The organism is Flavobacterium reichenbachii (assembly GCF_002217435.1).
Taxonomy (GTDB): domain Bacteria; phylum Bacteroidota; class Bacteroidia; order Flavobacteriales; family Flavobacteriaceae; genus Flavobacterium; species Flavobacterium reichenbachii.
This window is the reverse complement of record NZ_MUHF01000001.1, coordinates 234,268-249,022: the sequence shown is the minus strand read 5'-3', so window position 1 is coordinate 249,022 and position 14,755 is coordinate 234,268. Positions and strand designations below refer to the sequence as shown.

At 33.6% G+C, this 14,755-nt stretch carries 9 protein-coding genes and 2 tRNA genes; 6 read left to right on the top strand and 5 right to left on the bottom strand.

Going from position 1 to position 14,755, the window contains the following annotated elements:
• Positions 1-72 precede the first annotated feature (72 nt).
• The 4 genes from B0A68_RS01060 to mutS all read right to left on the bottom strand — a co-directional run bounded on the left by B0A68_RS01060 (position 73) and on the right by mutS (position 3,512).
• Positions 73-450, bottom strand: a complete 378-nt coding sequence (locus tag B0A68_RS01060) for a hypothetical protein (RefSeq protein WP_035685557.1) — start codon at positions 448-450, stop codon at positions 73-75.
• A gap of 121 nt (positions 451-571) precedes the next feature.
• Positions 572-657 (bottom strand) — tRNA-Leu (locus B0A68_RS01055).
• 14 nt (positions 658-671) lie between these two features.
• Positions 672-744: transfer RNA gene (locus B0A68_RS01050), tRNA-Gly, on the bottom strand.
• 161 nt (positions 745-905) lie between these two features.
• Positions 906-3,512 (bottom strand): DNA mismatch repair protein MutS, encoded by a 2,607-nt coding sequence (gene mutS, locus B0A68_RS01045; RefSeq protein WP_035685560.1) that lies wholly within the window; start codon positions 3,510-3,512, stop codon positions 906-908.
• Positions 3,513-3,671: 159 nt separating this feature from the next.
• Between mutS and B0A68_RS01040 the strand changes: the two genes are divergently transcribed.
• The 3 genes from B0A68_RS01040 (at position 3,672) to B0A68_RS01030 (ending at position 7,935) form a co-directional block, all read left to right on the top strand.
• Positions 3,672-4,109 (top strand): DUF1573 domain-containing protein, encoded by a 438-nt coding sequence (locus B0A68_RS01040; RefSeq protein ID WP_035685563.1) that lies wholly within the window; start codon positions 3,672-3,674, stop codon positions 4,107-4,109.
• Positions 4,110-4,182: 73 nt separating this feature from the next.
• Positions 4,183-4,725 (top strand): RNA methyltransferase, encoded by a 543-nt coding sequence (locus tag B0A68_RS01035; protein WP_035685566.1) that lies wholly within the window; start codon positions 4,183-4,185, stop codon positions 4,723-4,725.
• 102 nt (positions 4,726-4,827) lie between these two features.
• Positions 4,828-7,935 (top strand): T9SS type B sorting domain-containing protein, encoded by a 3,108-nt coding sequence (locus B0A68_RS01030; protein ID WP_084679076.1) that lies wholly within the window; start codon positions 4,828-4,830, stop codon positions 7,933-7,935.
• Between the two features lie 60 nt (positions 7,936-7,995).
• On the opposite strand, the gene folK is transcribed toward B0A68_RS01030, so the two are convergent.
• The gene (gene folK / locus B0A68_RS01025) at positions 7,996-9,129 is read right to left on the bottom strand and encodes a 2-amino-4-hydroxy-6-hydroxymethyldihydropteridine diphosphokinase (RefSeq protein ID WP_035685570.1); all 1,134 of its coding nucleotides are present in this window, start codon (positions 9,127-9,129) and stop codon (positions 7,996-7,998) included.
• A gap of 136 nt (positions 9,130-9,265) precedes the next feature.
• Between folK and sppA the strand changes: the two genes are divergently transcribed.
• From sppA to B0A68_RS01010, 3 genes are all read left to right on the top strand, one after another.
• Entirely contained in the window at positions 9,266-11,023 is a 1,758-nt protein-coding gene (sppA, locus tag B0A68_RS01020; RefSeq protein WP_035685572.1) for a signal peptide peptidase SppA, read from the top strand.
• 13 nt (positions 11,024-11,036) lie between these two features.
• Positions 11,037-11,984, top strand: coding sequence for an alpha/beta hydrolase family protein (locus B0A68_RS01015; protein ID WP_035685575.1), 948 nt, complete (start codon positions 11,037-11,039; stop codon positions 11,982-11,984).
• A 170-nt stretch (positions 11,985-12,154) separates the two neighbouring features.
• The gene (locus tag B0A68_RS01010; protein WP_035685577.1) at positions 12,155-14,755 is read left to right on the top strand and encodes an AsmA family protein; all 2,601 of its coding nucleotides are present in this window, start codon (positions 12,155-12,157) and stop codon (positions 14,753-14,755) included.

Below are 14,755 nucleotides of genomic sequence, written 5' to 3'. Positions count from 1 at the left end.
TTTTTTTTTGATCAAATTTTAATTGGATCATAAATTAGCAAAAAAAAGCGCTCGTTAATACGAACGCTTTTTTTATTCCTCTATTTCTTCTGCCGGAATCTCTTCATCTCCAAAAATCGATTCACCGGATGCAAAATCCAAGATTTCCGCTCTCGAAGCATAAGTCACTATTTCCTTTATCCCTTTTTGCAAAAGCAATTCAGTAGTATATTTTCGACTGATAGCAAAATGAACATCTCCCAACATCAATTTAAAAAAATATTTTCCTCCCGAGCCTTTAAATCGTAAAAACTTAGCCTGGTCAATATTTACTTTAAACTTTTCTATATCTTCCTCGCACTCAAACTTTAACTCATAACTCAAACTCGTAAAGATTACTTTCCCTTTTCTGGAAGTAAAAACAAATTTATATTCATCATTAAATCTTTTACTAATTACAAAAGCACCCATTTAGAATTTTAGATTTTTAGATTGTTGATTTTAGATTCAATAAATTCATAATTTAAATGCATTTATCTTAAACGTGGAGTTTACACAATAAAAAAAGCCTCTTCAAAAGAAGAGGCTTTAGTACTCAGAGCGGGACTTGAACCCGCACGAACATTGCTGTTCACTGGATTTTAAGTCCAGCGTGTCTACCAATTTCACCATCCGAGCATTATATGGTTTTGAGCGAAAAACGGGGCTCGAACCCGCGACCTCGACCTTGGCAAGGTCGCGCTCTACCAACTGAGCTATTTTCGCGTTTCAAATTCTATTAAAGAACCACAATACCTGATTTGTTCTGTATTGCGAGTGCAAATTTAGGACATTTATTCAATTAAACAAGCGTTTTCCGAAAAAAAATTTCACTTATTTTATAACTTTCTGATAACCTAAACTTTAAATTTGAAATATTCAGAAATTTATTTTTTAACCAACATTCTTTTAATCTCATTCAGCTTCATCAAGGCTTCAACTGGTGTGATTGCGTTTATATCCAGACTTAAAATTTCTTCTTTTATTTCTTCCAGCAATGGATCATCCAAATTAAAGAAACTCATCTGCAATTCATCATTAGCCGATTTTATTCCGTTTAAAGCGTCGCTGGAATGGTTTTTCTCTAATTTCTTTAATAACTTCTGTGCTTTTAAAATTACAATTTGGGGCATTCCTGCCATTTTTGCTACATGAATACCAAAACTATGTTCACTTCCGCCTTTTACCAGTTTTCTAACAAATAGTACGGTATCTTTTAATTCTTTTACAGCAACATTGTAATTCTGAATTCGCGGAAGCGATTCTGTCATTTCATTTAGCTCATGATAATGCGTTGCAAACAAAGTTTTAGGTTTTGATGGATGTTCGTGCAGAAATTCGGCAATTGCCCACGCAATCGAAATTCCGTCATACGTACTGGTTCCTCTTCCAATTTCATCAAGAAGCACCAAGCTTCGATCAGATATATTATTCAAAATAGAAGCTGTTTCATTCATTTCAACCATAAAAGTAGATTCTCCCATCGATATATTATCCGACGCTCCTACTCTGGTAAAGATTTTATCTACAATTCCCATTCTTACGCTGTCTGCAGGAACAAAACTCCCCATTTGAGCCAGCAATACAATCAAAGCTGTTTGTCTCAAAATAGCTGACTTTCCAGACATATTGGGTCCGGTAATCATAATAAGCTGCTGAGTTTCTCTGTCCAGAAAAACATCATTGGCAATATAAGGAGTACCAACAGGTAATTGTTTTTCTATAACCGGATGTCTTCCATTTTTTATATCCAGCTCAAAAGTTTCGTCAATTTCCGGACATACGTATTGATTCTCCACCGCAAGCTGTGTAAAAGAACACAAACAATCTAATTGAGCAACCAAATATGCGTTCATCTGAACAGGTTTAATGTAAGTTGCAATCCATGCCACTAACTGTTCAAAAAGTTCGGTTTCGATTTTATGAATTTTTTCCTCTGCACCTAAAATTTTAGTTTCGTATTCTTTTAGTTCTTCTGTAATGTAACGCTCAGCATTTACAAGAGTTTGTTTACGAATCCATTCTTCTGGAACTTTGTCTTTATGTGTATTTCTAACTTCAATATAATAGCCAAAAACATTATTGAAGGAGATTTTTAAAGATGATATACCGGTTTTTTCCGATTCTCTTTTTTCGATTCCTTCTAAATATTCTTTTCCAGATGTAGAAATAGCTCGCAAATCATCTAATTCTTCACTGATTCCTTTTGCTATTGCATTCCCTTTTGCTATTGCAACAGGCGCATCCTGATTTAAAGTAGTTTTGATTTTTTCTCTAAGCAAATCACAAGCATGCAGACTGTCTCCTATAACTTTTACTGCTTCCTGTGGACTTTGGAGCGCTAAGGTTTTTATTGGAATAATAGCATCCAGGGATTCTTTGAGATAAACAATCTCACGTGGTGAAACTTTCCCGGCAGCAATTTTAGAAATCAAACGCTCTAAATCTGAGATCTGCTTAATCTGATATTGAATATTGTGAAGTACTTCAGGATTTGATTTCAGATACGAAACTACTTCATGACGGCTCTTTATTTTATTACTGTCCTTTAGCGGCAACGCAAGCCATCGTTTTAGCAAACGTCCTCCCATCGGAGAAAGTGTTCTGTCAATTACATCTAAAAGTGTTACGGCATTTGGATTGTAACTGTGATACAATTCCAGGTTTCGAATCGTAAAACGATCCATCCAAACATAGACATCTTCTGCAATTCGCTGAATAGCCGTGATGTGCTGCACACGATTGTGCTGTGTTTCTGATAAATAATATAAAATTGCACCAGAGGCAATAATTCCTTCTTTTAGTTCTTCAACACCAAAACCTTTTAAAGAAGTAGTCTGAAAATGTTTGGTCAGGGTTTCTAATGCATAATCTTCTTTATAAATCCAGTCTTCTAGATAAAAACTATGAAAATCCTCTCCAAAGGCATCCTTAAAATCGCCTTTATTGTTTTTTGCAACCAAAACTTCACTTGGATTGAAATTCTGCAGTAATTTATCAATGTATTCTGCATTTCCCTGCGCTGTAAGAAACTCTCCTGTAGAAACATCTAAAAAAGAAATCCCTATATTTTTATTAGCAAAATAAACCGATGCTAAAAAGTTGTTTGTCTTAGATTGCAAAACCTCATCATTCAGCGAAACTCCGGGAGTTACCAATTCTGTCACGCCGCGTTTTACAATAGTTTTAGTCATTTTTGGATCTTCCAGCTGATCACAGATAGCTACTCGAAGTCCGGCTTTAACTAATTTTGGCAGATAGGTATTGATAGAATGATGCGGAAAACCTGCAAGTGCCGTTTCTGTATCAGAACCTGCACCTCTTTTTGTTAATGTGATTCCCAAGATTTTAGAAGCTCTAATTGCATCTTCGCCAAAGGTTTCATAAAAATCACCTACTCTGAAAAGCAGACATGCATCAGGATATTTTCTCTTGATTTCGTTATACTGTTTCATTAAAGGTGTTTCCTTCACCACTTTCTCTTTCGCTGCCAAATTATTATATTTTAAATGAAAATTTTATGACAGCGAATTTATGATATTTTAACGGCATATAGAAGTCTTCAAAAATTAAAATATTTTAAGAATTTTTTAAGTTGAGATATAAGTTTTTTACATAGATTTGTCTATAATTAAAACAAAGATTCTCAAAAGATGAAAAAAATAATTTTATTCGCTATGTTAGCTGTAGTTGGAATTACGGCTTCTAACGCTCAAAGCACTAAAAAAAGCGCAGCAAAAGCTGCCAAAGTTGCTAAAATTGAAGGAGCTGGAATGGCTTTTGAAACTGAAACTATCGATTACGGAACTATCGCACACAACGCTGATGGAAAACGTGAGTTCGTATTTGTTAACAACGGAACTAAGCCTCTAATCATCACAAATACACAAGGATCTTGCGGATGTACAGTTCCTACAACACCAAAAGAGCCAATTGCTCCAGGTGCTAAAGGTATTATTGGTGTAAAATATGCTACTGACAGAGTTGGTGCTTTTACTAAAACGGTTACTGTTACTTCTAATGCTGAAGGACAACCAACAAAAGTACTTACAATTAAAGGTACAGTTTTGCCAGATCCAGTAAAAAGCTAATCTGAAAATAACAAAATAATTAAAAAGCTTCCTTAACTTTGGAAGCTTTTTTTATGACCTCAATTCAATTCAAATGAGAAAACTTGAAAACAGCGAGCTGGACCGCAAATCGATAGAAGATTTTAAAAAGTCTGATAAAACACCGCTTATTTTAGTATTAGATGATATTCGCAGTTTACACAACATTGGATCTGTGTTTAGAACTGCTGATGCTTTTTTGGTAGAAAAAATTATATTATGCGGTATTACTGCTACGCCGCCTAATAAAGAAATTCATAAAACTGCTTTGGGCGCAACCGAAACCGTTGCTTGGGAACATCATGAAAATGTTTTGGAGGTAATCGAAAATCTTAAAAAAGAAAATGTATTAACTCTTGCGATTGAACAAGTCGAAAGTGCTGTTTTTCTTCAGGATTTTAAAGTCGAAAAAAATCAAAAATATGCCTTGATTTTTGGAAATGAAGTTTATGGCGTGGCGCAGGAAGCGGTGGCACTATGCGATGGATGTATTGAAATTCCGCAATTGGGAACCAAACACTCCTTAAACATTGCCGTTAGCGCAGGAATTGTTGTTTGGGATTTATTCCAGAAGTTGAATTGGCCAAAAGCTAATTAAAGAATACTTAAACAAAATGTTGTTTTTTTAGACACTTCATTCCTTAAATATTAGAAATTGAAATATATTTTTTAATCATTATAAAATTGATACTTTTATAAAATGAAAAATTTTGATTTCTTAAAAGTAACCCTATTATTTTCTTTATTGTTATGCAGCTTTTCTGGATTTGCGCAGTATACATCAATTCCTGATCCAAATTTTGAACAAGCTCTGATCGACCTAAATATAGATAGCGGTGCTATTGACGGTCGAGTTTTGACGGCAAATATAAGCAGTCTGACACAATTGGAAATTCGGAGTAAAAACATTGTGGATTTAACTGGAATTCAGGATTTTTCGGCATTAATAGGATTGAGCTGCTCTTATAATAGACTGACTAGTTTGGATATTAGCAAAAATACTGCATTATCCGTTTTAAATTGCGATAATAATCAACTAACCAGTTTAAATCTCAATACCGCTTTAACTTACTTAGCCTGTTTTGACAACAAACTAACTAGTTTGGATTTTACGAACAATACTGATTTATCTGTTTTGTTTTGTTCAGGCAATTTATTAAGCAGTCTGAATGTTACTAAAAATATTGATTTAACTTATTTATCGTGTTTTAATAATAAACTACCCAGCTTAGATGTTACTAAAAACACCAGTTTAACTTCTATAGTCTGCTCTAACAATCAATTAACGAGCCTAGACGTCACTAAAAACAATTTATTGACTTATTTGGCTTGTTCTTTTAATCAATTAACTAGTCTGGATGTTTCAAAAAATAATGCTTTAACAGAATTATATTGCACCACCAATCGATTGACAAATTTAGATGTTACTAATAATATAATTTTAAAGGAATTAACGTGTTGGAACAATCAATTAACTAGTTTAGATGTTTTTAAAAATACTTCTCTAAATCTTTTATTTTGCGACAATAATCAACTGACAAGTTTAGACGTTTCAAAAAACACCTCTTTAAATGATTTTGCCTGCGCTAATAACCAGCTAACCAGTCTCAATTTAAAAAATGGAAATAACACTCAATTATCTGTTTCTTCGTTGTTCCTTAATTCTAACCCAAATCTGAAATGTATACAAGTAGATGATTCCAATTATTCTAATAGTAATTGGTCAGCGTCTAAAGATGCATCAGCTTCTTATTCGAACAATTGTAATATAATTGAGGTTACTACAGCACCCAAATTAGCAGCAACAGGAGATCAATTATACTGTCCTCAAAATTTAATAAATATTGTAACCACTTTTTCTATAACACACGACATTGCAGAACCAGGAACTCAAGCTGCATATATTCAGGTTTCTTCTGGTTATTCTAGTGGATTTGACAAATTAGAACTTTTAAACCCAGCAGCGCATCCTTCTATTACAACAAGCTGGGATGTAACGACTGGGAAATTAAAATTATCAAGTCCAACAGGAGTTGATGTTTTATATACAGATATTGAAGCCGCAATTAAAGATGTAGCATTCTCAAATTCTTCGGCCGCAGCTTCAGGAACAAGAACATTTTCTATTACAATTGGACAAGCCAATTATTTACCTTCAACTCAGCATTATTACTTATTTGTACCAAGTCTGGGAATAACTTGGGCTTCTGCAAAAAATGCCGCAGAAGCAAGTACCTATTATGGTCTTAAAGGATATTTAGCCACTATATTGTATGCTGATGAAGCAAAATTAATTGGAGAACAAGCATCTGGAACAGGATGGATTGGTGGCAGCGATGCTGAAACCGAAGGTGTTTGGAAATGGGTCACCGGCCCAGAAACAGGAACTGTTTTCTGGAATGGAAACACAAATGGCTCAACTCCTAATTTTGCATTTTGGAATAACGGAGAACCAAACAACCAAGGAGATGAAGATTATGCACATATTACGCAGCCTGGAACAGGAGTTAGAGGTTCTTGGAACGATTTATCCAACACCGGATCTTTAAACTCAGGCGATGCTTATCAGCCAAAAGGATATATTGTGGAATATGGAGGGATGCCGGGCGAACTTCCTTTGAATATTGCTGTGAGTACCAAAATAACAATTCCTGAAATAACTTCAGTGTCAACTCCAAATTCTATTTGTGATTCAGGAAGTTTTACTTTAAATGCATCTGCCACGATTGGAGCAGTTATCAATTGGTATGACGCTGCTTCTGGAGGAACTTTATTAGGCACAGGAAATATTTACAACACTCCTGTAACAAACACAACAACAACATATTACGCTGATGCTGGCTGTGAAAGTAACAGAAAATCAGTTACTGCCGTTATCAACAAAACACCAGCTGTACCAATTGCAGACAAGTCAACTGTTACAAGATGCGGCGCCGGAACTGTTACACTGCAAGCTAGTGCCGATATTGGTATCATCAATTGGTTCACAACTGCTTCGGGAGGAATCAGTGTTTATACAGGAAATTCTTTTACAACTCCAATTGTTATTTCTAATACAACATATTATGCCGAGGCTTCAAACAATGGCTGCATCAATACAACTCGAATTCCTGTTGATATTATTATATACACACCTCCAATTGTTACTGATGAAACCGTGATCTTATGCCAATTTCAGAAAATAACATTAGATGCAGGAATTTCTGGCATGAACTATTTATGGTCTAATGGCAGTGCAGCTCAAACAACTGAAATTAATGACGCAGGGACTTATACAGTTCTTGTTACAGATCCGGGTCCGGGAAGTTGCAGCAGTACAAAAAAAGTAACTGTTATTGAGCATTTAAGACCGCAGATAGAAAGAATTGATGTAGAAGGAACAAGAGCTGTAATTTACCTTTCTAAAGCCGAAGATTATTTTGAATATTCGGTTGATGGAGTAAATTTTCAGGATTCGAATATATTTTACGATATTCCTGCGGGTTTACAAACTGCATACGTTCGAGAAAAAAACAATTGCGGACAAACTGAAAAAGATTTTGTAGTACTGGTCTTTCCTCCATTTTTCACTCCAAACAATGACTCTTATAATGATTTCTGGGAAGTGAGCGGAATGGAAAATTACCCGCAGGCAGAAGTAACGATTTTTGATCGGTATGGAAAACTGATTATACAGCTAAATGCTTCAAGAATGAGTTGGGACGGAACTTTTGAAAAATTACCACTCCCCGCTTCTGATTATTGGTATACCTTAAAAATTGACAATACAAAACCTATCCTCAGAGGGCATTTTTCTCTTAAGAGATAATTTTAATTAGATAATGTGCCAATTAGATAATTGCTCTAGCATAATTTTTTAATTGACACATTATCTAATTTTCTTCTCAATTTCATTTAAAATAAAAAGATAGTCTTCGTGTTTTTTTACAAAATCACGATCTGAAACATCAATAATCAAAACGTTCAAATCTTTTTGAGATTTTATATATTCTAAATAACCTGTATTGATTTTATCCAGATAAGATGCTTCTATATTTTGTTCGTAAGTTCTGCCTCGTTTTTTAATGTTCTGAAGAAGACGATCTGTATTTTGATATAAATAAATATACAAATCCGGCTTTGGCATTTCTTTGTAAATAATATCAAATAGATTTCGGTATAAACGATATTCATCTTCTCCCAATGTTATCTTGGAAAAGATTAATGACTTAAAAATATGATAATCTGCTACAATAAAATCTTTAAAAAGATCAAATTGTTTTAAGTCATCGGATAACTGCTGATAGCGATCTGCCAAAAAAGACATTTCTAACGGAAACGCATATCTTGTTTGATCTTTATAAAACTTAGGCAGAAAGGGATTATCTGCAAATCCTTCTAATACTGTTTTAGCATTAAAATCTTCTGCAATCTTATGGACCAAAGTTGTTTTTCCCGCACCAATATTTCCTTCAAAAGCGATGTAATTAAACTTTTCTAACGGAATTTCCTGCAATGGATTATTCAAATTCTGAACAACAGTACAAACACTGTCATCTGGAGAAATTGCAATTAATTCAGAAATTGTTTTCTGAAGAACAGGATGTTTCCAATCTAACTTTAAATCCCTGACCGGCAGCAGTACAAAATTTCTATTCTGCATTAAAGGATGCGGAATCTGAAGTTTTTCAGACTCGATAATTTCATTATCAAAAACAATCAAATCAACATCAATAATTCGGGATTGGTAACCTTCCTGATTGGAGCGGACTCGACCTAACTGTTTTTCAATTTTTAAAACCTGATTCAGTATTTTTTGTGCCGATGAAGTACTATGCAAAAGCAGTGCGCAATTATAAAAAGCATCACTTTCAAATCCCCAGGCAGGAGTTTCATAAAGCTTAGAAACGCGAATAACCGTACCTACTTCCTGATGTATCAATTGAATACAACTTTCTATATTTTCCAGCCTATTTCCCTGGTTACTTCCTATTGATAAAACGACTTGATGCTGTGATTTCATAATTAATGCAAATTAACTAAAACTATTTTAGAATTAGCAATATATTTGTGAAACGGCACTTCTTATTGATTGAAAATTTGTGTCTCAAAATTGTAACGTATTAGCACTTTTTGCTACTTATTAAAAAAATATACTTATGAAGTTTTTAGGAAATGTACTTGCCACAATAGTTGGTATTTTTGTATTCTTTATGCTCTTCTTTTTTGGAGTAATCCTTATTGGAGCTATTTTTGGAGGAGATGACACCATCTCTGTAAAAGGTGATTCTGTTATCGAATTAAATTTAAAAGAAATAAATAATGATTATGCCGGAAAATACAAAGACCCTTGGGTAACTGTTTTTTCAGACAAAAAAAGAATTGGTTTAACAGATGTAATCAGCGCTATCGAAGCCGCAAAGACCGATGACAACATTAAAGGAATTTCGATTTTAAATGACGAATCATCTTTAGGTCTGGCACAATATAAAGATTTGAGAAATGCTCTTGAAAGCTTTAAAAAATCAGGGAAATTTGTTTGGGCGTATGCTAATACATATTCTCAAAAAGAATATTATTTGAATTCTGTCGCAAACACCGTTTATATAAATCCTGCAGGAGATTTAGATTTTAAAGGACTTTCTTCTGAAGTAATGTTCTTCAAAGATTTTCAGGATAAATCGGGTATTAAGATGGAAGTAATTCGCCATGGAAAATATAAAAGTGCTGTAGAACCATTTTTAGAAAATAAAATGAGTGATGCAAACAGAGAACAAATGACGGCACTTTTAAACTCGGTTTGGGCAACTGTTTCCAGCGATATTGCAAAAAGCAGAAATATTCCTATTGCCAAACTAAACGAAATCGCCGATGGTCTGCTGGCGAGAACTCCAGAAATGGCAAAAGAACAGCATTTGGTTGATATCGTTGCTTACGAAGATGTGTATCATAATGCGATTAAAAAAGCATTAAAAGTAAGTGGAGACGAAGACTATAACAAAATCTCGATTTTAGATTATACTCAAAATAATATCACAACAGCTTTAACGAACACGGCTGCTGATCAAATTGCTGTTATTTACGCTCAAGGCGAAATTATGGGCGGAGAAGGTGATGTTACGGTAATTGGAGAAGGTTCTATGCGTCGTTCTCTACAGGAAGCGAGAAAAAATGATGATGTAAAAGCTATTGTTCTTAGGATTGACAGTCCTGGAGGAAGTGCCTTAACGTCTGATTTAATCTGGAGAGAAATTGAAATTACTAAAAAAGTTAAACCGGTTATAGTTTCTATGGGAAATTATGCTGCTTCTGGAGGTTATTATATTGCCTGCAACGCAGATAAAATATTTGCAGAAAGCAATACCATTACAGGATCAATTGGTGTTTTTGGAATGCTTCCTAATTTTTCTCCATTGGCAAACAAACTTGGAATCAATAGCGAGCAAGTAAAAACACATTCAAATTCAGCAAACTACAGCCCTTTTATACCTGTTGATGAGAAATTTAAAGCCTTTACTTTAGAAGGCGTAGAAAATATTTATAAAACTTTTGTTACCCATGTAGCCGAAGGGAGAAAAATGACTTTTGCACAGGTAGATTCGATAGCACAAGGAAGAGTCTGGTCTGGAACTCAAGCTTTAAAAATAGGCTTAGTAGATCAAATTGGAGGTCTTAATGATGCTATTGCCGAAGCAGCTAAAATTGCTAAAATCAAAACGTACACCACACAGAACTACCCTGAATACGAGAAAACATTTAATGATGTTCTTTCTGGTCTGCCTTTTGCACAGTCTAAAGAAGCTTTTATTAAAGAAGAAATTGGCGAAGAAAACTATATGCTAATTGAGCAGGTAAAAAAATTCCAAAATCAAAAAGGGGTTCAGGCGATAATGCCATTTGGCATCAACATTCACTAATTCTAAATTACAAATGAGTAAAGCAATCTTATTTTTAACCGTTCTGTTTTTGAGTTTTGTAAATGCTCAAGTTAAAAAAGAACAGACTTATAAAGAATCTCCAATAATTTTAAAAATTAATGTAGATCAGCTTTATGGAACTTTGACAACTCCCGATTTAACGAAAAAATATCCAGTTGCTTTAATTATCGCGGGTTCCGGCCCAACAGACAGAGACGGCAACAATCCGATGATGAAAAACAATTCGCTAAAAATGCTGTCGGAAGCATTAGCAAAAAACGGAATTGCATCTTTGCGTTTTGATAAAAGAGGAATTGGTGAAAGTAAATCTTCTGCATTAACAGAGTCAAGTTTAGTTTTTGAAAATTACACAGAAGACGTCAAAAGCTGGATTAATTTATTAAAACAAGACAAGCGTTTTTCTAAAGTAATCATAATCGGACACAGCGAAGGTTCTTTGATTGGTATGATTGCGGGTGCCAAAGCAGACAAGTTTATCTCGATTGCAGGAGCAGGAGATTCAGCAGATAAAATCATAAAGGCACAAATTTCGTCTAAATCAATGAAGCAGATCGAAGACATGACTTTTCCGATTATTGACAGTTTAAAAAATGGCAATACGGTAAAAAAAGTAGATCCGATGCTGAATTCTCTTTTTAGGCCAAGTATTCAGCCTTATTTAATCTCTTGGTTTAAATACAATCCGCAGACAGAAATTAAAAAAGTTACGGCTCCTATTTTGATCCTCCAGGGAAACAATGATTTGCAGGTAACAGTAAAAGATGCAGAGAATTTAGCTCAAGCAAATAAAAATGCAGAACTGGTAATCATTGATAAAATGAATCACATCATGAAAGTTATTGACGGCGACCAACAGGCCAATTTTGCCAGTTATAGCAACGAAACGCTCCCTCTTTCTGAAACACTGGTGAATAAAATTGTTTCTTTTATCCAAAAATAACAATAAAGCTAAAATTAAATCCGTTTGAATATAAGATCAAACGGATTTTTTATTTTAAAAAATGACGAAAATTTCCTACATTATTTAAGAAAAAATTATCTAAAACTCAATCAAAAAAAGCTACTTTTGCAGGAGTTGATTTTTACGTTAAACCCTCAAATCAAATTAATATGCTTAAGAAAATTTTAAAAATAACTGCTATTGTATTAGTAGTAATTGTAGCAGCCTTATTTGCTATTCCTTATTTCTTTAAGGACCAAATTAAAGCTAAAATTGCCGAAGCGATCAACGAAAGTGTTGATGCTAAAGTAAGTTTTGCAGATGCCGATTTAAGTTTATTTAAAAACTTTCCAAATGCAACAGTGGGCATTGAGAAATTGGTTATCATCAACAAAGCTCCTTTTGAAGGAGATACTTTGGTTTCGCTTGGCGAATTAAACTTAAAAATGAGCATTAAAGAACTTTTTAAAGGAAAAGATGAACCTTTAAGCATTCAGGGAATCAGTTCTCAAAATGGTTTAATCAACATTATTTTTAATAAAGACGGGGTTGGAAACTTTGACATTGCCCTAAAAGACAAAGAAAAAACAGAAAAAGAGGAAGCCAGCAAACCGCTTTCCTTAAAAATTCAAAATTATAAAATCGAAAATTTCACATTTAGATATATCGATCAGGGATCAAAAATCAAAATGGTGATCGATAGTTTAAACCATGAAGGAACAGGAGATTTTACTAATTCAAAATTAGATTTAACAACAAAATCTACTGCTAACGTTTCCTTAGACATGGATAAAATGAATTACATGAAAAATGTAAAACTTACTTTAGACGCTGTTTTAGGAATTGATTTAGATCAAAGCAAATATACGTTTAAAGAAAATAAAGCTTTAATAAACCAATTGCCGTTAGAATTTGACGGATTTATTCAAATGGTTGAAAAAGGCCAGATTTATGATTTAAAATTTAAAACACCAACTTCATCATTTACCAATTTCTTAGGCTTAATTCCGTCTGCATATTCTTCTAGTTTAAACGGAGTAAAAACAACAGGCGATTTTACAATTGTTGGTTTTGCTAAAGGTGAATTAACAGAGACTACAGTTCCTAAATTCAACATTGCAATTGCATCAAACAATGCTTCTTTTCAATATCCTAATCTTCCAAAATCAGTGCAGAATATTGTAATTGATACTAAGATTATTAATGAAACAGGAATACTAAACGATACTTACGTAAATTTAGATAAACTTTCATTTAAGATTGACCAGGACGTTTTCAGCGCTAAAGCGAATATTAGAAACATTACCGTAAATCCAATTGTAGATGCTGCACTAAAAGGAACTATTAATTTAGCCAACCTTTCAAAAGCATATCCTATTAAGATGGACAAACCTTTGGCAGGTATTTTAAAAGCCGATGTTACAACTAATTTTGATATGGCATCTGTAGAAAAAAGCCAATATGAAAACATCAAAAATGCCGGAACGATTAGTTTATCAGGATTTAAATATACTGATGAAAACAATAAAGCAATGAATATCAGCACGGCGCTGGTTGAATTTAATACGAGCAGAATTAACTTAAAACAATTTGATGCCACGACAGGAAAAAGTGATTTAAGCATTAATGGAGTTTTGGAGAATTTCTACGGTTTTATGTTTAAGAAACAAGAACTGAAAGGAAACTTTAATATGAGCTCAAACCAATTGGCAGTTGATGATTTTATGACTTCTGGCGAACCTGCAAAACCAGAAACAAAAACAGAAGCAAAACCGGCTGAGGCAATGAAGATTCCGGCTTTCTTAAATTGTACATTAAATGCAAAAGCTGCAACGGTTCTGTATGATAACTTAAAACTAAAAGATGTTTCTGGAAAACTGATTATTAAAGATGAAAAAGCATTATTAGAAAACTTTAAAACTTCAATCTTTGGAGGAACAATTGGTTTGACGGGTGCGGTTTCTACAAAAGCTAAAGTTCCAACATTTGATATGAATTTAGGTTTTAATCAAGTTGATATTGCGCAGACTTTTACGCAATTAGACATGATGAAAAAAATGGCACCAATAGCAGGAATAATCAACGGAAAATTGAATTCGACTATTAAGTTAAAAGGAAATCTGGATGCAAAAGAATTAACACCAGATCTAAAATCTATTTCTGGAGATTTATTAGGACAATTGCTTTCTACAACCGTTAATGCAAATAATTCTACGGTATTAAATTCTTTAACTTCAAATATTAAATTTCTGGATTTGAAGAAATTGAATCTAAATGATTTAAAAATGGCATTGACTTTTGATGACGGAAAAGTAAATGTAAAACCATTTGATATAAAGTACCAGGATATAAAAATTACAGTTGGCGGAACTCATGGTTTTGATCAAACGATGAATTATAATTTAAAATTAGATGTTCCGGCAAAATATTTAGGAACCGAAGCCAATGCTCTAATTGCAAAATTATCTCCTTCAGATGCTGCAAAATTGGATAATATTCCGATTACCGCATTGTTGACAGGTAATTTTTCTAATCCGAAAGTATCTACAGACATGAAAAGTGCAGTAACAAGCTTAACAACTCAATTAGTAAATCAGCAAAAAGAAAAGCTTACTCAAAAAGGAGCATCTGCACTTACTGATTTGATTAATAAGAATACAAAAGCAAAAGATACTACACAAGCTGCAAAAACAGAAAAAGAACAAAAGACACAAGAAACCACGAAAAAAGCAACTGACTTAATTAATGGTTTATTTAAGAAGAAAAATTAA

What these genes read in the sequence shown, in the direction of transcription:
- B0A68_RS01060 (WP_035685557.1), bottom strand. Translation starts at nt 450, where the DNA reads ATGGGTGCTTTTGTAATTAGTAAAAGATTTAATGATGAATATAAATTT.
- B0A68_RS01010 (WP_035685577.1), top strand. Translation starts at nt 12,155, where the DNA reads ATGCTTAAGAAAATTTTAAAAATAACTGCTATTGTATTAGTAGTAATT.
- B0A68_RS01035 (WP_035685566.1), top strand. Translation starts at nt 4,183, where the DNA reads ATGAGAAAACTTGAAAACAGCGAGCTGGACCGCAAATCGATAGAAGAT.
- B0A68_RS01030 (WP_084679076.1), top strand. Translation starts at nt 4,828, where the DNA reads ATGAAAAATTTTGATTTCTTAAAAGTAACCCTATTATTTTCTTTATTG.
- B0A68_RS01015 (WP_035685575.1), top strand. Translation starts at nt 11,037, where the DNA reads ATGAGTAAAGCAATCTTATTTTTAACCGTTCTGTTTTTGAGTTTTGTA.
- B0A68_RS01040 (WP_035685563.1), top strand. Translation starts at nt 3,672, where the DNA reads ATGAAAAAAATAATTTTATTCGCTATGTTAGCTGTAGTTGGAATTACG.
- sppA (WP_035685572.1), top strand. Translation starts at nt 9,266, where the DNA reads ATGAAGTTTTTAGGAAATGTACTTGCCACAATAGTTGGTATTTTTGTA.
- folK (WP_035685570.1), bottom strand. Translation starts at nt 9,129, where the DNA reads ATGAAATCACAGCATCAAGTCGTTTTATCAATAGGAAGTAACCAGGGA.